At 72.0% G+C, this 20,985-nt stretch carries 17 protein-coding genes; 5 read left to right on the top strand and 12 right to left on the bottom strand.

Annotated features, from left to right (window positions below; translation table 11 throughout):
• Window positions 1-14: 14 nt before the first annotated feature.
• The 3 genes from smc to ACYUD3_RS26965 form a co-directional block, all read right to left on the bottom strand.
• On the bottom strand, window positions 15-3,641 hold the full coding sequence (gene smc / locus ACYUD3_RS26975; protein WP_470974856.1) for a chromosome segregation protein SMC: 3,627 nt from the start codon (window positions 3,639-3,641) through the stop codon (window positions 15-17).
• Between the two features lie 191 nt (window positions 3,642-3,832).
• Window positions 3,833-4,036, bottom strand: a complete 204-nt coding sequence (locus tag ACYUD3_RS26970; RefSeq protein WP_030048901.1) for a hypothetical protein — start codon at window positions 4,034-4,036, stop codon at window positions 3,833-3,835.
• Window positions 4,037-4,414: 378 nt separating this feature from the next.
• Window positions 4,415-4,696: an acylphosphatase gene (locus ACYUD3_RS26965; RefSeq protein ID WP_470974852.1), complete on the bottom strand. Its 282-nt coding sequence runs from the start codon at window positions 4,694-4,696 to the stop codon at window positions 4,415-4,417.
• A gap of 210 nt (window positions 4,697-4,906) precedes the next feature.
• Between ACYUD3_RS26965 and ACYUD3_RS26960 the strand changes: the two genes are divergently transcribed.
• Complete coding sequence (locus tag ACYUD3_RS26960; protein ID WP_470974849.1) at window positions 4,907-6,055, top strand: CAP domain-containing protein; 1,149 nt, start codon at window positions 4,907-4,909, stop codon at window positions 6,053-6,055.
• Between the two features lie 71 nt (window positions 6,056-6,126).
• Window positions 6,127-6,519, top strand: coding sequence for a winged helix-turn-helix transcriptional regulator (locus tag ACYUD3_RS26955; RefSeq protein ID WP_470974846.1), 393 nt, complete (start codon window positions 6,127-6,129; stop codon window positions 6,517-6,519).
• Here ACYUD3_RS26955 and mutM read toward each other — a convergent pair.
• The 8 genes from mutM to recG form a co-directional block, all read right to left on the bottom strand.
• On the bottom strand, window positions 6,492-7,352 hold the full coding sequence (mutM, locus tag ACYUD3_RS26950) for a bifunctional DNA-formamidopyrimidine glycosylase/DNA-(apurinic or apyrimidinic site) lyase (protein WP_470974843.1): 861 nt from the start codon (window positions 7,350-7,352) through the stop codon (window positions 6,492-6,494). The genes ACYUD3_RS26955 and mutM overlap by 28 nt on opposite strands.
• 81 nt (window positions 7,353-7,433) lie before the next feature.
• Window positions 7,434-8,222, bottom strand: a complete 789-nt coding sequence (gene rnc / locus ACYUD3_RS26945) for a ribonuclease III (RefSeq protein ID WP_470974840.1) — start codon at window positions 8,220-8,222, stop codon at window positions 7,434-7,436.
• Window positions 8,223-8,227: 5 nt separating this feature from the next.
• Window positions 8,228-8,401 carry a 50S ribosomal protein L32 gene (gene rpmF / locus ACYUD3_RS26940; RefSeq protein ID WP_007493396.1) on the bottom strand — a complete coding sequence of 58 codons (174 nt, stop codon included), beginning with the start codon at window positions 8,399-8,401 and terminating at the stop codon, window positions 8,228-8,230.
• A gap of 2 nt (window positions 8,402-8,403) precedes the next feature.
• Window positions 8,404-9,051 (bottom strand): YceD family protein, encoded by a 648-nt coding sequence (locus ACYUD3_RS26935; RefSeq protein ID WP_470974837.1) that lies wholly within the window; start codon window positions 9,049-9,051, stop codon window positions 8,404-8,406.
• A gap of 146 nt (window positions 9,052-9,197) precedes the next feature.
• Complete coding sequence (locus ACYUD3_RS26930) at window positions 9,198-10,235, bottom strand: DivIVA domain-containing protein (protein ID WP_470974832.1); 1,038 nt, start codon at window positions 10,233-10,235, stop codon at window positions 9,198-9,200.
• 77 nt (window positions 10,236-10,312) lie between these two features.
• Window positions 10,313-10,792: a pantetheine-phosphate adenylyltransferase gene (coaD, locus tag ACYUD3_RS26925; protein WP_470974830.1), complete on the bottom strand. Its 480-nt coding sequence runs from the start codon at window positions 10,790-10,792 to the stop codon at window positions 10,313-10,315.
• Window positions 10,793-10,818: 26 nt separating this feature from the next.
• Window positions 10,819-11,403 (bottom strand): 16S rRNA (guanine(966)-N(2))-methyltransferase RsmD, encoded by a 585-nt coding sequence (gene rsmD / locus ACYUD3_RS26920; RefSeq protein WP_470974827.1) that lies wholly within the window; start codon window positions 11,401-11,403, stop codon window positions 10,819-10,821.
• A 59-nt stretch (window positions 11,404-11,462) separates the two neighbouring features.
• Window positions 11,463-13,667, bottom strand: a complete 2,205-nt coding sequence (gene recG / locus ACYUD3_RS26915) for an ATP-dependent DNA helicase RecG (RefSeq protein WP_470974824.1) — start codon at window positions 13,665-13,667, stop codon at window positions 11,463-11,465.
• A 170-nt stretch (window positions 13,668-13,837) separates the two neighbouring features.
• On the opposite strand from recG, the gene ACYUD3_RS26910 reads away from it, so the two are divergent.
• Together ACYUD3_RS26910 and ACYUD3_RS26905 are read left to right on the top strand one after the other, a co-directional pair.
• Complete coding sequence (locus tag ACYUD3_RS26910; protein ID WP_470974821.1) at window positions 13,838-15,682, top strand: HSP90 family protein; 1,845 nt, start codon at window positions 13,838-13,840, stop codon at window positions 15,680-15,682.
• The gene (locus ACYUD3_RS26905; protein WP_470974818.1) at window positions 15,679-18,636 is read left to right on the top strand and encodes a tetratricopeptide repeat protein; all 2,958 of its coding nucleotides are present in this window, start codon (window positions 15,679-15,681) and stop codon (window positions 18,634-18,636) included. Before ACYUD3_RS26910 ends, ACYUD3_RS26905 begins: the two co-directional genes overlap by 4 nt.
• A 74-nt stretch (window positions 18,637-18,710) precedes the next feature.
• Here ACYUD3_RS26905 and ACYUD3_RS26900 read toward each other — a convergent pair whose 3' ends face one another.
• Complete coding sequence (locus ACYUD3_RS26900) at window positions 18,711-20,405, bottom strand: DAK2 domain-containing protein (RefSeq protein ID WP_470974815.1); 1,695 nt, start codon at window positions 20,403-20,405, stop codon at window positions 18,711-18,713.
• A gap of 196 nt (window positions 20,406-20,601) precedes the next feature.
• On the opposite strand from ACYUD3_RS26900, the gene rpmB reads away from it, so the two are divergent.
• The gene (gene rpmB, locus ACYUD3_RS26895; protein WP_003973430.1) at window positions 20,602-20,787 is read left to right on the top strand and encodes a 50S ribosomal protein L28; all 186 of its coding nucleotides are present in this window, start codon (window positions 20,602-20,604) and stop codon (window positions 20,785-20,787) included.
• Window positions 20,788-20,985: the final 198 nt, after the last annotated feature.

Here is a 20,985-nt window from a genome sequence, read left to right as displayed (position 1 = left end):
CCCGGCCGGATCGGTCACCGCAGCCGCTGCGAGATCACCTTCGACACCCCGTCCCCCTGCATCGACACCCCGTACAGCGCGTCCGCGACCTCCATCGTCCGCTTCTGGTGCGTGATGACGATCAGCTGCGACGACTCCTGCAACTCCTGCATGATCCGGATCAGCCGCTGGAGGTTGGTGTCGTCCAGGGCCGCCTCGACCTCGTCCATCACATAGAAGGGGCTGGGCCGCGCCTTGAAGATCGACACCAGCAGCGCGACGGCCGTCAGCGAGCGCTCGCCGCCCGACAGCAGGGAGAGCCGCTTGACCTTCTTGCCCGGCGGGCGGGCCTCGACGTCGACGCCGGTGGTGAGCATGTTGTCGGGATCGGTGAGCAGCAGCCGGCCTTCGCCGCCGGGGAAGAGCCGGCCGAAGACCCCCTCGAACTCCCGTGCCGTGTCCCGGAACGCCTCGCTGAAGACCTGCTCGACGCGCTCGTCGACCTCTTTCACCACCTGAAGCAGATCGGTCCGCGTCTTCTTGAGGTCGTCCAGCTGCTCGCTGAGGAACTTATGGCGTTCCTCCAGCGCGGCGAACTCTTCGAGGGCCAGCGGGTTGACCTTCCCGAGCTGCTGGTAGGCGCGTTCGGCGGCTTTGAGGCGCTTTTCCTGTTCGGCGCGGACGAAGGGGACGGGGGTTTCGGCGGGGTCGGAATCGGAGTCGGGGTCGGGGTCGGGGTCTGGGCGTTCGCCGGAAAGGGTGACGGTTGCCGAGGGCCCGTCGGAGACGGCTGCTGCGCCGAACGCCGGCACCAGCTGATGCGGCCCGTACTCCGCGACCAGCACCTCCGGCTCCACCCCCAGCTCCTCCAGCGCCCTCGTCTCGACCTGCTCGATCCGCATCCGCTTCTCGGCGCCGAGCACCTCCCCCCGGTGCACGGAGTCGGTGAGCTTGTCCAACTCCCCCTTGAGCGCCCGCCCGGCATCCCGCGCGGAGCCCAACTCCTGTTCCTTGAGCGCCTGGTCGGCCTCGACGCCGGCCCGTTCGTGCTCGGCGCGGGCGACGGAGTCCTCGACGTGCGCAAGAAGCCGCCGAGCCCCGTCACCGACGGCCCCGGCGACGCCGGCCTCGTACTTCAACCGCCGAACCCGCCGCTCGGCCCGCTCCCGGGCCTCCCGCTCGGCCCGCGCGGCCCGGTCCAGCGAATCGGCCCGCCCGGCCAGCCCTTTGACCCGCTCCTCATGCGTACGGGCCTGAAGCCGGGCCTCCATCTCGGTCTGCCGCGCGTTGGCCCCATCGGCGACGAGCCGGTCCCGCACGGAGGTGTCGGGCTCCTCCTCAACCGGCATCTCCTCGGCGACGGCAAGCCGCTCGACCAGCACTTCGACGTCCTCAAGCGCGGAATCCAACGCCTCCTGAGCCCGCCCGGCGGCAACACCGGCCCGCTCGGCCTCCCCCACAGCCCCCCGAGCCTGCCCCCCGAGCCGCCCAAGCCGCTGAGCGACAGCCGACTTCCCCTTGTCGGCGTCCCGCCGCCGCTCACCGACCCGCTCAAAAAGAACAGAACACTCCCGACGACGCCCCAGAGCCGCTTCCTGCGCGGCCCCCAACTCCTCACACTGCCCGGCCAGTTCCTCCAGCTCAGCGGCAGCCTCGTCAACAGCGGCCTGCACCTCGAGAAGGCTGGGCGCACCGGCGGACCCACCGTGCGCGAAGTGCGCCCCGAGAAGATCACCTTCGACGGTGACCGCGGTGAGGTCGGGACGGGCACGGATGAGCTGTTCGGCGTCTTCGAGGGTGTCCACGACGACGATGCCCTGGAGGAGGCGGCGGATGGAGGGGGTGAGGTCGGAGGGGGCTCGGACCAGGGTCGCGGCGAGAGGGGGGTGGCTGGTCGCGTCCCTTGGGTTCGTCGTCCCGCCAGTTCTCCCGTCCCCCTCCGGCGCCCCCGCCACCAGCAACGACGCCCTCCCCCCGTCCTGCTTGCGCAGCAGTCTGATCGCTTCTGCCGCCGCGCCCGGGCCGCTCACCGTCAGCGCGTCCGCCGCCGCTCCGAAAGCCGCCGCGAGGGCGATCTCGTAACCCGGTTCGATCGTCAGGGACTCCGCCGCCGGGCCCAGTACGCCCGTCAGCCTGTCTTTCGCCGCCAGCAGTATTCCCGTGCCGTCTTTTCGTCTGAGCCCCAGCGACAGGGCCTCGTGTCGCGCCTTCGTCGCCGCGTGTTCGCGGTCCGCCGCCGTCAGGGCCTCCCTCGCCGCCGAGAGTTCCTGTTCCGCCTCCGACAGTTGCCGTTTCGCCTGGTCGTGGGCCTCGGACAGGTCGGCGTCGGCCGCCTCTGCCACGTCGACCTCCGACCTCAGGGCCTCGTACTCCTCCTGAGCCGAGGCCGCGCGCTCCTGTGCCTCGTCGCGTGCCGCCGTCAGGCGGTCGATCTCGGACTGGGCCGAGGCCGCTCTTGAGCGGGCCGCGTTGACCTGGCCGCTCAGGCGGGCGAGGCCCTCCCGGCGGTCGGCGATGGCCCTGGCCGCGTCCTTCAGGCGGCGTTCCTCCGCCGCCAACTCTCGTTCCAGGTCGGCGCGGTGGGCGACCGTGTCCTCCAGGGCGCGCTCCGCCGCCTCCAGGGCCGCCTCCAGTTCGGCCTCCTGTTCACGGACCCGCGCCGCCTCCCGCTCCAGGTCCTCGGGGTCGCGGCCCCGGCGTTCCTCGGGCGGGGCCGACGTCGCGCTCTTGACGCGGGCGTCGGCCAGGGAGATCGTCCCCCTCACCCGCTCGGCGAGCCGGGACAGCTCGTACCAGGTGGACTGCGCGCGCTGGAGGCGCGGGGTGATGCGGCGGACCTCGTCCTCCAGCGCCGCCTCCTGCTGGAGGGCCTTCTTCAGCTCCTGCCCGGCGCTCTCCTTGCGCTCCTTCAGCGCGGCCTCGTCGGCGATCTCGGTCCGCAGGGCGGTGCGCAGGCGTACGAGGTCGTCGGCCAGCAGGCGCAGGCGGGCGTCGCGGAGGTCCGCCTGGATCACCGCGGCCCGCCGGGCGACGGCGGCCTGCCGGCCCAACGGCTTGAGCTGGCGCCGGAGTTCATCGGCGAGGTCCTGCACGCGGGCGAGGTTGGCCTGCATGGCGTCCAGTTTCCGCAGCGCCTTCTCCTTGCGCTTGCGGTGCTTCAGGACGCCGGCCGCCTCCTCGATGAACGCGCGGCGGCCCATGGGGTCGGCGTGCAGGACGGAGTCGAGCTGGCCCTGGCCGACGATGACGTGCATCTCGCGGCCGATGCCGGAGTCGGAGAGGAGGTCCTGGATGTCGAGGAGCCGGCAGGTGTCGCCGTTGATCTGGTACTCGCTGGCGCCGCCGCGGAACATGATCCGGGTGATCGTGACCTCGGTGTACTCGATCGGCAGGGCGCCGTCGGAGTTGTCGATGGTCAGGGAGACCTCGGCGCGGCCGAGCGGGGGGCGCCCGGTGGTGCCGGCGAAGATGACGTCCTCCATCTTGCCGCCGCGCAGGGATTTGGCGCTGTGCTCGCCCATGACCCAGCTGAGCGCGTCGACGACGTTGGACTTGCCGGAGCCGTTGGGGCCGACGACGCAGGTGATGCCCGGTTCAAAGCGGAGTGTGGTGGCCGAGGCGAACGACTTGAACCCGCGCAGGGTCAGGGCCTTGAGGTGCACGCCGTCGGACTCTACCCGGCGGGCGGGCCGCGGCCGGTGAACGGCTGGCGACCTCGCGGTTTCACCCATGAACGCGCAGGGCACACCACTCGGTGAAGGGGGAGGGAACACAGGGCAGAAAAGAAGGGACGCCGGGGCGTCCCTTGCAGATCTTGTACTACGCAAAGCGTGACTACACAGCGGTGCAGCGATCAGGTGAGCGCAGGCTCCGCCTGGTGTGCGTCGATGCTCTCCATGATCCTGTCGTGAGAAGCGGCAGCCGTCAGGGCGTCGTTCTCGGCCTGGATACGTCCGAGTTCGGATTCCAGGTCCTGGACGCGCTGCTGGAGCCGTCGCATCTCGGCGAGGAGTCGCGGGTCGGAGCCGCCGACGTAACCGAGAAGCGCCTTTGCCATGATGGATGGTCCTCCACACTGAGTGACCGACCGAAGCGGTGTGGGTCGTGAGGGATTCGCACCCGCTCTATAGGCAGGATCTGTTGTTGCTGCCGTTCATCCATGCCAAACAGCTAGGTGCGCGGGGTTCCTTCAGAGTCTCACCAAAAAGTTTGACGGTCAACACGATCACGCCCCGTACAGACGGGCCGACCGGAGCGGGCGCGGCCTTAAGCGGCGGCGCCTGACACTTCCCGGGGCGGCGGGGCGTGGCGATCATCTTTGCGTGCGCGGCGGTTTCGGGCAAGCCCTTCTTGGCGACCACCTGCTTCTTTCCCTTCGCGGGCGGTGACCGTGCGCGCGCCCGCGGGCCCGCCCGCCGGGGGCCCGCAGCCCGGGTCAGCGGATCGCGAAGCCGTCGTAGCCGCCCCGGGGTGTGTCCCATATCTCGGTGACGCCGTCGACGTGACCGGGCGTGTCGGCGCCGGTCAGCCAGTCGAGCAGGCCCTCGCAGTCGCCCCGGGCGCCCTCCGCGACGACCTGTACCCGCCCGTCGGCCAGATTGAGAGCAAAGCCACTCAGGCCCCCGATCTCCAGCGCCTTGGCCCGGGTGAACCAGCGGAAACCCACGCCCTGTACGTGTCCGCGGACCCAGGCGACCAGTCGTGCATCCTCACTCATGAGGGCAACCTAACCGGCCGGATGTAGCTCAGGACACTTACACCCCGGGCGTCATGGGGTACCGTCCCCACCCAACGAATCTCATATGAAACTCACCTGATCGGGGTGAGTTCGGCCGATCACAGGGAGTCAGTGCCCCGCGGGGCTAGGGTCCACTCGAAGGACACCTAGGGATCGGCCCGGACGCCGCAGGACGAGGAAGGCCAGGACATGGGACGCCACCGACGCTCCGCCGCCGGGGACATACCCGGGCAGGGCCCCGCCCCGGAGAGCCCCACCCCGGACGACATGGGCACCGCGCCTTTCCTGCGCCCGGAGGAGTACGCCGACGTCAACGCGAAGAGCCACGATTACCTCTACGCGACCGGGGCGACTGGGACGACCGAGGTGACCGGGACGGCCGGGACGGCCGCGCAGGAGGATGCCGCTCACGCGGACGCTGGCACCCCGCTGCCCTACGGCTCCGCCGAAACGACCGCCGAGATCCCGGCACAGGCCGCAGCCCCCGGCACCCCCGCCACCCCCACCGCCCCGCACCGCCGCCGCAAAAAGCGCGCCCCGGTAAAAACCGGCCTCCTCGGCGTCTCCGCCGCCGTCGCCATCGGCGCCGTAGCCGTCGCGACCGGCGCCATCCCCGGTCTGGAGAGCTACAAGCTCGGCGGCGAGTCCTCCTCCGGCGACAACGTCCGCGCGGCGGACTCCCCCTCCAACTCGGCCTCGGAGCAAGGCGGTACGGCCGGCAAGGCGGACGGTACGACGGGCAAGGCGGGGACGATCCCGGCCCAGCGCACCCCGTCGGCCTCCCCCTCAACCCCCTCGCAGTCGCCGTCCCCCTCCCCCACCCCCTCGAAGGAGGAGGAGACCCCGGCGAAGAAGGCGGCGCCGGTCGCGGAGCCGGTGAGCGAGGCGCCCGCGAAGGCGAAGACCCCGGCCGCCCGGACCCCGTCGGCGCAGGAGCGCTCCACGGTCGCGGTGAGCGCGGAGGTCCAGGCCGGCGCCCAGGTGCTGGCCCTGGTCAACGAGGAGCGGGCCAAGGTCGGTTGCAGCCCGGTGTCGGCGAACAGCGCGCTGACCCAGCTCGCCCAGAAGTTCAGCGAGGACATGGCCGCCCGCGGCTTCTTCGACCACACCGACCCCGACGGCAAGTCCCCCTGGGACCGCGCCTCGGCGGCCGGCGTCACCGACCTGGGCGGCGAGAACATAGCCCGCGGCCAGACCGACGCGGCGGCCGTCATGGACGCCTGGATGAACAGCCCCGGCCACAAGGCGAACATCCTGAACTGCGACTTCAAAACCCTGGGAGTAGGCGTCCACTTCGGCGACGGCGGCCCGTGGTGGACCCAGGACTTCGGCTACTGACCACCCCGCGTCCACTAACCACCAGTTAGCGCAACCTATCGGGTGCCGTCGAGTTGGCCTACCCTTTTCGTATGACCAGTACCCCAGAGCTTCACGATCTGCCCTACAGCGTCTTCGCGAAGGCGTGTCCCTCGCGGGGGACGCTGGAGCATGTGACCGGGCGCTGGGGCGGGCTGACGCTGGGGGCGCTGTACGAGGGGAGTCTGCGGTTCAACGAGCTGCGGCGGCGGGTGGACGGGGTCAGCGAGAAGATGCTGTCCCAGACCCTGCACGCGCTGGAGCGCGACGGACTGGTCCACCGCGAGGCCCAGCCGGTCAACCCGCCCCGCGTCGACTACGAACTGACCCCCGCCGGCCGCGAGATCGCCGAACGCCTGCTCGCGCTGATCCAGTGCGTCGAGGACCACATGGACACCGTCATGGCCGCCCGCCTCCGCTACGACGAGACGCGCGGCGCCCGCTGACACCGGGGACAGAAGTAGCTGGACCGGTTCATCCAGGACTCCCTGCGCATCGGCGTACCGCACCTGTTGCAGGGCTCGCCCTCGCGCCCGTACGCGTCGAGCGAGCGGTCGAAGTAGCCGGACTCGCCGTTGACGTTGACGTACAGGCTGTCGAAGCTGGTGCCGCCGACGGCGAGGGCCGCGTTCATGACGTCCCGGACGTGGCCGAGGAGTTCGGCCGTACGTGGCCGGGTCAGGCCCGCTGTCGGGCGGTCGTAGTGCAGGCGGGCGCGCCACAGCGCCTCGTCCGCGTAGATGTTGCCGACCCCGCTGATCAGCGACTGGTCCAGCAGCGCCCGTTTGATGGTGGTCCGCTTGCGGCGCAGGGCCTGGTGGAAGGCCTCGTCGTCGAAGAGCGGGTCCAGGGGGTCGCGGGCGATGTGCCCGATGACGTCCGGGAGTCCGTCGTCGGTGGTGTCGTGCAGGGAGAGCCCGCCGAAGGTCCGCTGGTCGACGAAGCGGAGTTCCGTTTGTACGTCGTCGGCGAACCGGACCCGGATACGCAGGTGCTTCTCGTCCGGCGCGGTCGGCGGCTGGACCAGGAGCTGGCCGCTCATCCCGAGGTGGGCGAGGATCGCCTGGCCGGAGTCCGCCAGCGGGACCCAGAGGTACTTGCCGCGCCGCGCGGGCGTCCCCAGCCGGTGCCCCTTGAGCCGGTGCGCGAAGTCGTCGGGTCCGCCGAGGTGCCGGCGTACGGCCCGGGGGTGCAGGACCTCCGCGTCCGCCACGGACCGGCCGGCCACCCACCGCTCAAGACCCCGCCGGACGACCTCGACCTCGGGCAACTCGGGCATGACTCTCCCCCAGGGATGAAACCGAGCGCCCGCCGCTCCGGGGACGGAGGGCGAGCGCTCGGTGCTGTCTGACTCTTCTGCTCAGGCGACGGACTCAGGATCGGCCGCGGGGGCCTCTTCCCGCTGCTTGGCCCGCTCGTCCGCAGCCGCGCGGATCGCGCGCCAGGCGGACTCGGCGGCCTGCTGTTCCGCCTCCTTCTTGCTGCGGCCGGTGCCGGTGCCGTACGAGACGCCTCCGACGCGGGCAGCAGCGGTGAAGGTCTTCTCGTGGTCGGGGCCGGTCTCCGTGACCAGGTACTCGGGGACCCCGAGCCCTTCGGTCGCGGTCAGCTCTTGCAGGGACGTCTTCCAGTCCAGGCCCGCGCCGAGGTTGGAGGACTTCTCGATGAGCGGGTCGAACAGGCGGTGCACCAGTTCGGAGGCCGCGTCGAGGCCCTGGTCGAGATAGACCGCGCCGATCACCGCTTCGAGGGTGTCGGCGAGGATGGACGCCTTGTCCCGGCCGCCCGTGCCCTCTTCACCCCGGCCGAGCCGGATGAAGGAGCCGAGGTCGAGGCCGCGGCCGACTTCCGCGAGCGCACGCGAATTGACCACCGCGGCCCGGAGCTTGGCCAGCTGGCCCTCGGGCAGATCGGGGTGGGTGCGGTACAGCGTGTCCGTGACGACGAGACCGAGCACGGAGTCCCCGAGGAACTCCAGCCGTTCGTTCGTCGGCAGACCGCCGTTCTCGTACGCGTAGGAGCGGTGCGTCAGCGCACGCACCAGAAGGGCGGACTCCAGCTGGTAGCCGAGCCGCCCTTCCAGAAGCGTGTGGGACGAGGCTGTGTGGTCCGCAAGATTCTTCTTCGGCGTGGACACAGTGCCTCTCACCAGCCTCAGACTTCGAGGACCTGGCGCTTGTTATAGGTGCCGCACGACGGGCACGCGATGTGCTGCAACTTGGGCTCGTGGCAGCGCTCGCACGCAACCAGGGTGGGGACCGCAGCCTTCCACTGCGACCGGCGGTGGCGCGTGTTGCTGCGCGACATCTTCCGCTTCGGAACAGCCACGGCTACTTCTCCTGCTTCTCGTCGGCGCCTGCTTCAGCGCCGCTCATCTCGTCCTTCTCACTGCCCTTGGTGGATACAGCGAGTCCCTGCAACGCCGCCCAACGGATGTCGACGGCGTCATGGTGGTGGGCCGGGTCGTCCGCGAGCCGCGCTCCGCACTCGGAGCACAGGCCCGGACAGTCTTCCTGGCACACCGGCTGCATCGGCAGGGCGAGCACCACCGCGTCACGCAGCACTGGTTCGAGGTCGAACATGCCGTCCTCGATGAAGAGCCTGTCCTCGTCGTCCTCAACGTCGTCGTCGGGCTCCGCCTTCTTCGGGCGGCCCCGCTCATCGGCGTCAGGGTACGAGAACATCTCCTGGAAGTCCGCGCCGAGCTCCAGCCCGACCGGCTCCAGACACCTTACGCACTCCCCCTCGGCCCGTGCACGGGCGGTGCCTGTGACAAGCACCCCGTCCATGACGGACTCCAGACGGAGTTCCAGCTCCAGGGGGGTGCCTTCCGGCACCCCGACGACTCCCGGGATACCGAGATCCCTGGGGGCGTCGATCTCGCGGGTCAGGCGCTGGAGCGCACCTGGCCGCCGACCCAGCTCGTGCGTGTCGAACACGAGGGGGTTGCGGTGGTCGAGGCGGGCGTTCGCGGCCATTCCTGCTTTCGATCTTTTCCGAGCCGGAGGGACGCCGCCCCTCGGTGCTCGGGGGCAGCGCTGATCGCGGACGTACACGCGACCGAAGAGCCAGGATACTGGAGCTTTCGCCCACAGCCCAATCCGGGTCCCTCAGGACCCACTTCTCAGAGCCCGCGCCCCTGTTCGTAGGCGCGCAGCTGCTCCGGGGTGATCATGCCGGTGTCGAACAGGCTGGTCTCGTCGAGCGCGTACGGCTGGCGGGCCGGCTGCTGCTGTTCGTAGCCGCCCTGGCCCTCGTACCCGCCCTGGTAGCCGCCCGCCGCGTACGGGTCGGCCTGCTGGTAGCCGTAGGGGTCGGCCTGCTGCGCGTACGCCGGGTCGTAGCCGTAGCCGTCCTGCTGCTGGTAGCCGTACGACTGGGCGGCGGCCGGTTCGTACGCCGGCTCGGGCGCGGGGGTCTGGGCGCTCGCCTGGTTCTCGCGGTCGGAGAGGGCCGCGAGGTCGGCGAGGTAGTCGGCGTCGGAGGAGTGCTGGAAGGTCGTGGTGTCGTCGGCGAGGGCGCCGAGGTCGTCGGTGGCGATCCGGCCGTGCAGCTTGGCGCGGCCCTTGCCGACGGCCTCCAGGGTCTTGGCGAGGACGGCCTCGAAGGCGCCGAGCTTGGCGTCGACGTAGGAGTCGGCGTCGCGGCGCAGGGTCTCGGGGTCGTGGCTGCGCTCGGGGGCGTCGGGGTCCTCGTAGCCGTTCTCGTCGAGCCCCGGCCCGGTGCCCAGCAGCTTCTCGCGGCCCCGGCCGACCGAGCCGAGGGTCTTGGTGAGGACGACCTCGAAGTTGGCGAGCTTGGAGTCGACGTAGTCGTCGGCCTCCGCGCGGACGTCCTCGGCCTCCTGGCGGGCCTCGGTGAGGATGCGGTCGGCCTCGGCCTGGGAGCGGCGGGCGACCTCGGTGCCGGAGACGAGCGAGCCGCGCTCGGCGTGCGCCTGCCCGATGATCCGGTCCGCCTCCTGGCGGGCCTCCTCGACCATTTGCTCCCGGCCGCCGATGAGTTCCTGGGCCTGGGCGAGCGAGTCGGGGAGCGCCGCGCGGACCTCCTCCAGCAGGGCGAGCAGCTCGGCGCGGTTGACCACGCAGGACGCCGACATGGGCATGGACCGGGCGCTGGAGACCGTGGTGACGATCTCGTCGAGCTTGTTCTGTACGTCCACCTGGCTCGCCGCTCTCTACCTGTAAGGGGCCGGACGGGGACGACTGTAGTCCCCCGCGCGGCCCCCGTGAGAGGCGGTCAGCCGTTGCGCAGACGCTCGTTGAGGGCCTCCAGGACGAGCGGGGGCACGAGGTGCGCGACGTCGCCGCCCCAGGTCGCGACCTCCTTCACGAGGGAGGAGGACAGGAAGCTGTAGGTGGGGTTCGTGGGCACGAAGAGGGTCTCGACGCCGGAGAGGCCGTTGTTCATCTGGGCCATCTGGAGTTCGTAGTCGAAGTCGCTGACCGCGCGCAGCCCTTTGACGATCGCGGGGATGTCGCGCTGCTTGCAGAAGTCGACGAGGAGCCCGTGGAAGGACTCCACGCGGACGTTGCCGTAGTCGGCGGTGACCTGGCGGATGAGGTCGATCCGCTCGTCGACGGAGAAGAGTCCCTGCTTGGACTTGTTGATCATCACCGCGACGTAGACCTCGTCGTAGAGGCGTGAGGCGCGGGAGATGATGTCGAGGTGTCCGTTGGTGATCGGGTCGAACGACCCGGGACATACGGCGCGGCGCACTTGTGATCCCTCGCTCTCCGGTCCGGTCATCGTGCGTCTTCGCACGGGGCGGCGGCGCGACCGTACCAAAACGTTCCCTCGCCGTAGCGACGGGACCTCAGTGCCTCGAAGCCGTCCGGCCAGGGGAATTCGCCGCCCCTGGTGCTGCGCTCCACGGTGACGAGGGCTTCGGGCGCGAGCCAGCCCCCGGTGCGGAGTGTGAGCAGGATCTCTCCGATTTCCGCATCCGGGACGGCGTACGGGGGGTCGAGGAAGAGGACGTCGTAGGGGGCCGCGGGGGGGCTCTGGACGACCTGCTGGGCTTTGCCGGCGCGGACTTCGGCGCCGGGCAGGCCGAGGTTCTTGACGTTCTCCCGGATCGTGCGCACGGCCTTGGGGTCGGCTTCGACGAGGAGGGTGTGGGCGGCGCCCCGGGAGAGGGCTTCGAGGCCCACGGCTCCGGAGCCCGCGTAGAGGTCCAGGACCCGTTCGCCGTCGAGGGGGGCGCCCTGGAGGGCCTGCCAGGTGGAGAAGAGGCCTTCGCGCGCTCTGTCCGAGGTGGGCCGGGTGCCGGTGCCGGGCGGTACGGAGAGGCGCCGTCCGCCTGCCCGGCCGGCGATCACGCGGGTCATGTAGGGGGTTCCTTCGTCGTGGGCGGCGTTGTCCGACCAGTCTGGCAGCCTGATCGGCGCTAGCCCTTCTCCAGGTACTGCTCCCGCTCCTCGTCCAGCAGCGCGTCCAGTGCCGTCCGCAGCCCGGGGAGGCCGTCCAGCTCGGGGTCGGCCTCGACCAGGGTGGTCGCCTCTTGTCTGGCCTGGGCGATGACCTCCTCGTCCTCGATGACCTCCAGGACGCGCAGGGAGGAGCGGGCGCCGGACTGGGCCTGGCCGAGGACGTCGCCCTCTCTGCGCTGTTCCAGGTCGATGCGGGACAGCTCGAAGCCGTCGAGGGTGGAGGCGACGGCGTTCAGGCGCTGGCGGGCGGGGCTGGCCTCGGGCATCTCGGTGACCAGGAGGCAGAGTCCGGCGGCCGAGCCGCGTCCGACGCGGCCCCGGAGCTGGTGGAGCTGGGAGACGCCGAAGCGGTCGGCGTCCATGATGACCATCGCGGTGGCGTTGGGGACGTTGACGCCGACCTCGATGACGGTGGTGGCGACGAGGACCTGGGTCTCGCCGGCGGCGAACCGGCGCATGACGGCGTCCTTGTCGTCGGGGTGCATCCGGCCGTGCAGCACCTCGACCTTGAGTCCCTGGAGGGGGCCCGCGGCGAGCTGGGCGGCGACGTCGAGGACGGCGAGCGGGGGGCGCTTCTCGGCGTCGTCCTCGGGGGACTTCTTCCTGGCCTTCTTGGGGTCGTCCTCCTCGTCCCCGATGCGGGGGCAGACGACGTACGCCTGATGCCCCTTGCCGGCCTCCTCGCGCACCCGCTCCCACGCGCGCGCGAGGAAGTGGGGTTTGTCGGCGGCCGGGACGACGTGGGTGGCGATGGGTGAGCGGCCGGCGGGGAGCTGGTCGAGGACGGAGGTCTCCAGGTCGCCGAAGACGGTCATGGCGACGGTCCTGGGGATGGGGGTGGCGGTCATGACGAGGAGGTGGGGCGGCTGTTTGCCCTTGCCGCGCAGGGCGTCGCGCTGTTCGACCCCGAAGCGGTGCTGTTCGTCGACGACGACCAGCCCCAGGTCGTGGAACTGCACCTTGTCCTCGATCAGCGCGTGTGTCCCGATGACGATGCCGGCCTCCCCGGTGACGAGGTCGAGCAGCGCGTGCCGGCGCGCGGCGGCCCCCATGGAGCCAGTGAGCACCACGACCTTGGTCGCCTTGTCGGACCCGCCGAGCATCCCGCCCTCGGCGAGGTCCCCCATCATCTCGACGACCGACCGGTGATGCTGCTGCGCGAGCACTTCGGTGGGCGCGAGCATGGCGGCCTGCCCTCCGGCGTCGACGACGGCGAGCATGGCCCGCAGGGCGACCATGGTCTTCCCGCTGCCGACCTCGCCCTGGAGCAGCCGGTGCATCGGGTGGTCGGTCGCGAGGTCGTCGAAGATCTCCTTGGAGACCTTCCGCTGGCCGTCGGTGAGGGTGAAGGGGAGGCGGTCGTCGAAGGCGGTGAGGAGGCCGTCGGGGGCCGGTTTCCTTGGGATCGCGGGGAGTTGGGTGTCCGCGTGGCGGCGGCGGGCGAGGGCGACCTGGAGGACGAAGGCCTCGTCCCACTTGAGGCGGGCGCGCGCGTCGGCGATGTCGGCCTTGGTGTGCGGGCGGTGGATCTTCAGGAGGGCTTCGGGCAGGTCCAGGAGGCCGCGGCCCTCGCGGAGGGCGGCGGGGAGGGGGTCGAGGGCTTCCTGGGCGCTGGGCAGGACCGTCTGGACCGCTTTGGCGATCTTCCAGGACTCCAGTTTGGCGGTGGCGGGGTAGAGCGGGATGAGGGCTCCGGCCCATGTCTCCACCGGGTCGTCGCTCTCGCCGCGCAGGAGTTCGTAGGCGGGGTGGGCCAGTTGCAGGCGGCGGTTGAAGACGGAGACCTTGCCGGCGAACATCGCGCGGGTGCCGGGCAGCAGTTCTTTGTGCGGTTTGTGCACGCCGTTGCCGAAGAAGACGAGCTGGACCCGGCCGCTGCCGTCCGTGATGGTGACTTCCAGTCGCTGGCCCTTGCCCCGGGGGGCTTTGGAGGAAGCGAACGTGTGCAGCCGGGCGTTGGCGACCATCGCCACGACCGTCGCGTGCTCGTCCATCGGCAGGTCCGCGAGGTGCGTGAGCTGGCCGCGCTCCTCGTATCTGCGCGGATAGTGATGCAGGAGGTCGCCCACGGAATGCAGGCCGAGATGCTCGGCCATCACCTTCGCGGTGGCGGGGCCGAGCACTTTTTTGAGTGGTTCTTCCAGTGCGGGCACGAGATCCATTGCACACCACACCACTGACAATGCCGATACGTGTCCTGAAACCCCTGGTCAGGCGCGTCGCTCCGGCCCTAGGATGGCGCGCCTCACGCCATCCCTCTTCGCGGTCACCACCCCACCAGGGACCGCCCGACCCCGCGCCGGAGAGTTCTCCCCCCACCGGCGCTGCGACGATGGACTCCCAGACCTCACAGTCATCCCAGGCATCCCAGTCACCTCATACCTTCCAGGTCGACCTGCGTGGCCTGGTGGACCTGCTCTCCCATCACCTCTACTCCAGCCCCAAGGTCTACCTCCGCGAGCTGCTCCAGAACGCCGTCGACGCGATCACGGCCCGGCGCGCGCAGGAGCCCGAAGCACCCGCGCGCGTACGGCTGTTCACGGACGGCGGGACGCTGCGGGTGGAGGACACCGGCATCGGGCTGACCGAGGCCGACGTGCACAGTCTGCTGGCCACGATCGGGCGCAGCTCGAAGCGGGCCGAGGGCCTTCAGGAGGCCCGTTCGGACTTCCTCGGGCAGTTCGGCATCGGTCTGCTGGCCTGTTTCGTGGTGGCCGAGCGCATCCGGGTGGTGAGCCGCAGCGCGCGCGGTCCGCGCACGCCCCCGGTGGAGTGGACGGCGCGCGACGACGGCTCGTACACGGTGCGCACGCTCCCGGACGAGGCGCGGCCCGAGCCGGGCACCACGGTGTTCCTCCAGGCGCGCGCGGGCGCGGCGGAGTGGCTCGACGGCCCCCGGGTGCTGGCGCTGGCCCGGGACTTCGGCTCACTGCTGCCCTACGACGTGCGGGTGGACGAGGAGGCGGTGACGGACCTGCCGGCGCCCTGGGACCGCGCGTACCCCTCGCCGGCGAACCGCAGGGTGGCGCTGGCGCGGCACTGCCAGGAGCTGTTCGGGTTCGCGCCACTGGACGCGATCGACCTGGACGTGCCTTTGGCGGGCATCCGGGGGGTGGCCTATGTGCTGCCGTCGGCGGTGTCCCCGGCGCAGCGGGCGACGCACCGGGTGCACCTGAAGGGCATGCTGCTGACCGAGCGGGCCGAACAGGTGCTGCCGGACTGGGCGTTCTTCGTGCGCTGCGTCCTGGACACGGACGCGCTGCGGCCCACGGCGTCGCGCGAGTCGCTGTACGAGGACGAGACGCTGGCGGCCGTGCGGGACGCGCTGGGCGAGCGCATCCGGGGGTGGCTGTCGGGGCTGGCGGCGGGCGATCCGGAGCGGCTCGCGGCGTTCCTGGCGGTGCATCACCTGGGCGTGAAGTCGCTGGCGCGGCACGACCGGGAGATGCTGCGGACGATGCTGCCGTGGCTGCCGTTCGAGACGACGGACGGCCGGCTGTCCCTGGAGGAGTTCGCGCAGCGCCACCGGGTCGTGCACTTCACGCGCACGGTGGAGGAGTTCCGCCAGGTCGCCCCGATCGCGTCGGCGCAGGGCATCGGGGTGGTCAACGGCGGTTACACGTACGACGCGGAGCTGGTCGAGGCGCTGCCGTCGGTCCGCGCGGGGACGGCGGTCGCGGAGCTGGACTCCGAGACGGTGACGGCCCATCTGGACGCCGTCGACCCGGCGCAGGAGCTGGCGCTGGCGGGTTTCCTGGCCGCCGCGCGGGCGAAGCTGGACCCCTTGGGGTGTGACGTCGTCCTGAGGTCGTTCCTGCCGCTGTCGGTGCCCGCGCTGCACCTGGAGGACCGGCGCGCGAGGCACGAGCAGGCGCGCGCGGAGGCGCAGGCGCAGGCGGACGACCTGTGGGCGGGCATCCTGGGTTCGCTGCGTGGGGAGACGCCCCGCGCGCGGCTGGTGCTCAACCATCTCAACCCGCTGATCCGGCGGATCAGTTCGCTGCGGGACCCGGAGCTGGTCGGGACGGCGGCGGAGTCGCTGTACGGGCAGGCGCTGCTGATGGCTCAGCGGCCCCTCAGGCCCGCGGACTCGGCGCTGCTGAACCGGGCGTTCGCCGGCCTGCTGGAGTGGGCGGCGTATGGGGAGCCCGGGGCGCAGGGAGAGGGTCGGCGATGAGTGAGAGCGTGGAGTTCGAGGCGCTGCGGCGGGCGATCGCGGAGAACGGCGAGCAGCCGGAGGGCCCGGCGCGCAACGCGCGCGCGGAGCAGCTGCTGGTGGAGGCGGAGAAGCTGGATGTCCCGCTGGCCGTGATCGAGGCGCTGGGGCATCAGCTGAAGGTCTACAACTACAGCTCCGAGAAGGACAAGATGTTCGTCCCGTTCGCGCGGTTGCTGCGGATGTGGGACGAGCGCCCTGAGGACTTCGACGCGTACGAGGCGCACACGCTGCACTGGGTGTTCAAGTGGATGTCGGCGGGGATGCTGGACCAGCCGCACGTGCCGCTGGCGTCGGTGGAGAAGTGGCTGGCGGAGATGGAGCACCGCTACCGGCTGGCGGGCCACTCCGAACGGGCGGTGCGCGGCGCGGAGTTCAGTGTGGCCTCGCATGTGGGCGACGTCCCGCGCGCGGAGCGGGCGTTCACGGCGTGGCTGGCGGCGGACCGGGACACGATGGCCGACTGTCACGCGTGCGAGCTGCACGGGCAGGGCTGGTGGCGGGCGGAGCGCGGGCGGGACGAGGAGGCGCTGGAGCTGTGGGCGCCGGTCCTGCGGGGCGAGTTCTCGTGCGCGCACGAGCCGCACAGCGTCCTGGCGTCGTCCTTGCTGCCGCTGCTGCGCCTGGGCCGCCCCGAGGAGGCGCGGGCGCACCATCTGCGGGGTCTGCGGCTGGTGCGGGCCATGGAGAGCATGCGGGGCGCGTACGCGGACCATGTGGAGTTCTGCGCGCTGTCGGGGAACGAGGCGCGGGCGCTGGAGCTGCTGGCGGAGCGTCCGGCGTACTTCACCGACGACGGTCATCCGCGCAGCAAGCTGGACTTCCTGAGCGTGGTCGCGCTGGTCATGGACCGGCTGTGCGCGCTGGGCCTGGGCGGGCAGCGGGTGCCGGGTCCGGCGGGCCGCTCCTGGACGGCGGCCGAACTGGCGCTCCACGCGCGCGGGGAGGCCCTGGAGCTGGCCGCGCGGTTCGACGCGCGCAACGGGACGCCGTACGTGGGTGAGCGTGCCCGCGCGCGGATGGACCAGGAGCCGCTGGCGGACCGGCTGCCCTTGGGCGTGCGCGCGCCGCGTCCGGCTCCCGTGCCGCACGTCCTGGCGGAGCCGGCCACGGAGTCGGCGCCGGATCTGGCGGCGCTGCTGAAGGAGGCCCGCCGGCAGTCGGAGGGCCTGCTGCCGGACGCGGTGGAGGCGTGGGCGGCGGTCGCGGAGGCGGCCGGGGACACCCCGTTGCCGGCGCGCGACCGCGCGGAGATCGCCGAGCACGAGGCGCTGTCCCTGGGCCCCGGAGGCCTGGAAGCGTTCACCCGCGCGGCGGCCCTGTACGAGGAGGCGGGCGACCCGGGCGAGGCCCTGGCGACCCGCGCGCGTGCGGCGTTCGTCCAGTCCCTGTCCGACGACGACGTGTCCACCGCCCTGACGGCTGTGGAGGGCCCCTACGACGACGTCCTCGCCCTCTACGCGAACGAGGGCACCGGGGTCCGACAGACCGCCGGGGTCCTGATGGCCCGGGCCCGCATCCTGATGCGGAACGTGCACCTGGCGGACGCCGGGGCGGAGGCTTCCGGCGAGGAGGCTTCTGGGGAGAGGGCTTCTGGGGAGGAGCCGTACGTCGCCGCCGAGACGGCCGTGCGGGAGCTGCTGGCGCTGGTCGACGGGCGGGCCGAGGGGGACGTACGGCTCGTCGCGCGCGTCGCCGAGGGGCACGCGATGCTCGCGGAGCTGGCCTTGCTGGGCGGCGAGCCGCAGGAGGGCGCGCGGCTGCTGGCGCGGGCGGCGGAGGAGTTCGTGGCCGGCGGACTGCCCTGGCACGCCGTCGAGTACGAGGCCCGGCTGGCCTCACTCGCGCACCAGCTGGACGACTTGGCGGAGGCCGAGCGGGCGCTGCGGGCGGCCCTGGAGCACGGCGGACCGTACCTGGAGGCCGCAGGACGCGCGCAGCTGCACTTGCAGCTCGCCGAGGTGGTCGGGGGCCGGGGTGAGGCCCAGGAGGCGGCTGAGCACGCCCTGGAGGCCACGCACTGGGCCGACGAGTCGGGGCAGGGGCCCGCGTTCGGCGCCTGGGCCCGCCATCAGCTGGGCGGCCACCTGGTCCGGCTCGGCCGCTGGTCGGAGGCGGCGGAGGTGCTGGAGTCGGCGCTGGCCGACCTGAGCGAGGAGACCCACGGCGACGGGACGGTCGTCCAGACCAAGTGGTGGCTCGGGGACTGTCTCAGCGAGCTGGGCGAGCACCGGGCGGCGGCCGAACGGCGGCTCCAGGCGGCCGAGATCGCCCGGCACTGGCCCGAGCAGCACGACCACGCCACCCTCGCCCACCTCGCCGCCGAGTCCCTCAGCCACGCAGGGCTCCTCGGGGAGGCCGACCAGGCCTACGCGCGCGCGGGTGAGCTGTGGCGGGACCTGGGCAACGTGCACGGCCTGGTGCGCTCCCTGCGCGCGCGTGCGTGGCTGTCGCTGCGCACCGAGGACGGCACCGGCGGCGCCCGCGCGCTGATGACGGACGCGGTCACCGAGTGCGCCGACGCCCTGGACACCGTGGACGGCGAGGAGGCGCGCGTGCGCCTGGTGACCGAACTGGGCCACACCCACCGCCAGTTCGGCGACCTCCTCGCCCGCTCGGCCGCCGAGGACGCCGACGACGACTCCATCAGCGCAGCCCTGGAGGACGCTCTGGAGCAGGTCTGCGAGGCCGTCGCCGTGTTCGCCGCCCTGGGCGGGGGCGCCCTGGAGCCGCGCACCGGCGCCGAACTCGCCGCCGGCTGGCTCGCCACCGACCTGGGCCGCTACCCGGAGGCGGGCTCCCGCGCGCGGGGCGTCCTGAACGCCTACGCGCACGCGCCGGAGGACGACGAGATCGCCCAGGGGCGGGTGCTGGAGGCGGAGCAGCTGTTGCAGGTGGTGCGGGAGAACGGGTGAGGGGCCGCGCGCGTGGCTGATCGGCGCTCCCCAAGGAGCCTCGGCGGGTACGCGCGCGTCAGTCGCCCGGCGCTCTACTCGACGCCGATCAGCAGCAGCGAGCCCTGCCGCCCGCCCCGGTACACCACCGTGTCGACGGCCAGGTACGCCTCGCGGACGCGGGCCTGGAGCTGCTGGACGACGTCCTCGGGGGCGTCGTCGCCCAGGACGAGGGTGACGAGTTCGCCGCCCGCCGAGAGCATCCGGTCCAGGACGGCCTGGGCGGTGGCGGCGACGTCGGCGCCGATGACGGCGACGTCGCCCTCGACCAGGCCCAGGACGTCGCCGGCCTGGCAGATGCCGGCCATGGTCCAGGACTGCCGCTCGGCGACGGTGACTTCGGCGTAGCGGGTCGCGCCGGCCGCGGAGGTCATGGAGACGACGTCCTCGTCGAAGCGCCGGTCCGGCTCGTGGACGGCGAGCGCGGCGATGCCCTGGACCGCGGACCGGGTCGGGATCAGCGCGACCCGGATGCCCTCCGCGCGGGCCTGCTCGGCGGCTGCGGCGGCGGTGTGCCGCAGATCGGCGTCGTTGGGCAGCAGCACCACCTCGCGCGCGTGCGCCCGCCGCACCGCCTCGACCAGCTCGCCGCTCGCGGGCGCCTCCCCGGGCCGGGCGAGGACGGTGGTGGCGCCGGCGTCCGCGTACAGCCCGGCGAGCCCTTCGCCGGGGACGACGGCGACGACCGCGCGCTGGACGCGTTCCTGCGGCGCCCGTTCCCCGCGCGTGTGCGCGTCCCCGGCGCCGAAGTGGGTGATCCGGATGCGGTGCGGCCGGCCCGCCTCGACGCCGGCCTCCACGGCGGCCCCGGCGTCGTCGACGTGCACATGCACGTTCCACAGCCCGTCCCCGCCGACGACCACCAGGGAGTCCCCCAGGGCGTCGAGGCGGGCGCGCAGCCGGTCCACGGCGCTGTCGTCGGCGTCCAGCAGATAGATCACCTCGAAGGCCGGCCCGCCCCCGTCGGCCGCGCAGCTCTCCGGTTCACGCACGCGCGCGGGGACCCCGATCCCTGCGCTCGTCGGCACCCCGCGTCCCGCGCGCGCGTGGGGTCCGCTGCCGCCCGGCGCCTGCCCGGTGAACGTCTCGACGAGCGCGCCCAGGACGACGACGAGTCCCCGTCCGCCGGCGTCGACGACCCCGGCCTGCCCGAGCACGGCGAGCTGGCCCGGAGTGGCCGCCAGCGCCGTGCAGGCCGCCTGGTGGGCCGCGCGGGCGACGGTCGCGCAGTCGCCGTCGGTGCGTCCGGCGGCGTCGGCCGCGGCGGAGGCGACGGACAGGACGGTTCCTTCGACGGGGTGGGCGACGGCCTGGCGGGCGGAGTCGGCGGCGTACCGGAGGGCCCGGGCGAGGGCTCCGGCGTGATCCCGCTCACTCCCGGGCGCGCTCTCGTCGGTCAGGACGTGGGCCACGCCGCGCAGCAGCTGGGCGAGGATCGTGCCGGAGTTGCCGCGCGCGCCTATGAGAGCGCCGTGCGCCATCGCGCGGGCGGTGTCGGCGAGGGAGGGCGCCTGGTCGGCGTCCAGTTCGTACCCGGCGAACACCGCCTCCACGGCCGTGACGGCGGATTCGACGGTCAGGTAGAGGTTCGTGCCGGTGTCCCCGTCCGCGACCGGATACACATTGATCGCGTCGATCTCCTCGCGCGCCCCGCCCAGGGCGCGCAGGGCGAGACCGCACCAGGTGCGCACCGCGAGAGCATCGAGGAATGTCTGCGGCACCTGCGCCACCTGCGCCTCCTTGAGCTGCTGGATTGGACGCAGCGTAGACCGATCGTGGTAGTTTCGTTGAACTGCGGCAGTCGTTGTATGCTGCTGCGGTTGCCCGATTCGTTCGGGCCATTCCCCCTGGCAAAGCCACTTCGGATCCTAGATCTCGGCCTGCCGGGATCAACCGTAAGTGCATCTGAAGTCTTTGGAGTGACCCGTGGCTGCCAACTGCGACGTCTGCGGCAAGGGGCCGGGCTTCGGCAACAACATCTCGCACTCGCACCGCCGTACGTCCCGTCGCTGGAACCCGAACATCCAGCGTGTGCGTACCGTGGTGAGCGGGACGCCGAAGCGCGTGAACGCTTGCACCTCGTGCATCAAGGCCGGCAAGGTCTCGCGCTGACGCAGAGTCGCTAAAGCGCGCGGCCATAGCTGGTTCGCTGCTCAGAGCCGATCCACCGAGAGGTGGGTCGGCTTTTTGCACAGGCGCGGACTTGTCCACAAGCCCGGAGTTATCCACAGGCCGGGACGCGGAATCGGCGGCTGCGGCATGCTGAATCCAGGCAAGCGCCCCAGCGACCCGGACCCGACCCCCGTCCGT

This window comes from Streptomyces sp. AMJ-169, assembly GCF_055597585.1.
Note: the sequence above shows the minus strand (reverse complement) of the source record. Positions and strands in the feature narration are given on the sequence as shown.

Coding starts and splice junctions, on each gene's coding strand:
- ACYUD3_RS26970 (WP_030048901.1), bottom strand. CDS start 4,036: ATGGCAAAGGCGCTTCTCGGTTACGTCGGCGGCTCCGACCCGCGACTC.
- ACYUD3_RS26965 (WP_470974852.1), bottom strand. CDS start 4,696: ATGAGTGAGGATGCACGACTGGTCGCCTGGGTCCGCGGACACGTACAG.
- ACYUD3_RS26960 (WP_470974849.1), top strand. CDS start 4,907: ATGGGACGCCACCGACGCTCCGCCGCCGGGGACATACCCGGGCAGGGC.
- ACYUD3_RS26955 (WP_470974846.1), top strand. CDS start 6,127: ATGACCAGTACCCCAGAGCTTCACGATCTGCCCTACAGCGTCTTCGCG.
- mutM (WP_470974843.1), bottom strand. CDS start 7,352: ATGCCCGAGTTGCCCGAGGTCGAGGTCGTCCGGCGGGGTCTTGAGCGG.
- ACYUD3_RS26935 (WP_470974837.1), bottom strand. CDS start 9,051: ATGGCCGCGAACGCCCGCCTCGACCACCGCAACCCCCTCGTGTTCGAC.
- rsmD (WP_470974827.1), bottom strand. CDS start 11,403: ATGACCCGCGTGATCGCCGGCCGGGCAGGCGGACGGCGCCTCTCCGTA.
- recG (WP_470974824.1), bottom strand. CDS start 13,667: ATGGATCTCGTGCCCGCACTGGAAGAACCACTCAAAAAAGTGCTCGGC.
- ACYUD3_RS26910 (WP_470974821.1), top strand. CDS start 13,838: ATGGACTCCCAGACCTCACAGTCATCCCAGGCATCCCAGTCACCTCAT.
- ACYUD3_RS26905 (WP_470974818.1), top strand. CDS start 15,679: ATGAGTGAGAGCGTGGAGTTCGAGGCGCTGCGGCGGGCGATCGCGGAG.